Source organism: Emticicia sp. (assembly GCF_049241225.1).
GTDB lineage: Bacteria > Bacteroidota > Bacteroidia > Cytophagales > Spirosomataceae > Emticicia.
This window is the reverse complement of the sequence record NZ_JBMLRC010000139.1, coordinates 1-1,291: the sequence shown is the minus strand read 5'-3', so window position 1 is coordinate 1,291 and position 1,291 is coordinate 1. Positions and strand designations below refer to the sequence as shown.

The window sequence follows — 1,291 nt, the reverse complement described above, 5'->3', positions numbered from 1 at the left end:
TGTTTATTGGGGTTTATCAGAATATTTCAATGTGGTTTAAACTGAGCGATAAAACTTATTTCGGTACCTATTTTACTATCATCGGAATGGTCATTACAGTTATTCTGAATATCATTCTGATTCCGATTTTGGGTTATGTTGGCTGTGCCATTACATTTGCTATTTCATCGTTTATCATGATGGTGTTGTGCTATTATTACGGGCAAAAGCATTATCCAATTCCGTATGACATTAGTTCAGTAAGTACGTATCTGATTGTTGCGGCAATCTTTATCGTTATTTCTTGGCAGATAAAAATCGAGAATCTACTATTCTCGATTCCGTTTCATATATTACTAACAATGCTTTTTGTGCTTGGAATCGTCGTTTCTGAACGCACAAGTTTGGGCATTCGCTTAGGCAAATCGAAGAAAAGCTTAGACTAAGGCTAAGGAAGACTTCGTTTAAAACGAAGTCTTCCTTCTAATTTCCTCCAAATAACCACCCATGAATACCGAATTTTCTTTTATCATATTATCTTTCAACGAAGAGCAACATTTGCCGAGATTGCTTGAGTCTATCAAAGAACTCAATGCCGAAACTTTCATTCTCGACTCTGGAAGTACCGACCGAACACTCGAAATTGCGGCCAGTTACGGGGCAATCATCAAGTACAATAAGTTTGAAAACCACCCAAAACAATGGGATTTCGCCCTTAAAAATTTCCCAGTAAAAACCCCTTGGACAATCGGTCTTGATTCAGACCATATCGTGTTGCCCGAATTATTGGAGATGTTGAAAAACTTCAAGAATTCAGACACACCAGCCGATGTCAATGGAATTTTCTTCAATCGAAAAAACTATTTCAAAGGTCGCTGGCTCAAGCATGGAGGGTATTTCCCGAAATATTTGATGAAAATGTTTCGCACGGGTGTGGGTTTCTCTGACCTCAACGAAAACATGGACCACCGTTTTGTGGCGGAAGGCAAAAATATTGTTTGGGACAAAGGCTATTTGAAAGAAGAAAACCTCAAAGAAAACAGAATCAGTTTTTGGATTGAAAAACACAACCGATACAGCGACCAAGTTGCTCGTGAGGAAATTGAAAGAAAGAAACAATTACGTAATCAGACGATTCAACCAAAATTCTTCGGAAATCCCGACCAGCGTGTGGCATTTTTGAAGAAAATCTGGTGGGATATGCCACTTTTTGTGCGTCCGTTCATCTACTTTTTCCACCGATATTTTATTCAATTGGGTATTCTTGATGGCAAAGAAGGTATGATTTTCCACTTCCTGCAAGCTCTTTGGT

Annotated in this window: 2 protein-coding genes; both read left to right on the top strand. The window is 38.6% G+C overall.

The window, feature by feature from the left end:
* Positions 1-425 (top strand): polysaccharide biosynthesis C-terminal domain-containing protein (locus ACOVO2_RS08315; protein WP_421769513.1); only part of this gene is annotated, 425 nt, incomplete at its 5' end.
* 61 nt (positions 426-486) lie between these two features.
* The coding region (locus ACOVO2_RS08310) for a glycosyltransferase family 2 protein (protein ID WP_421769512.1) at positions 487-1,291 on the top strand (805 nt) is incomplete at its 3' end.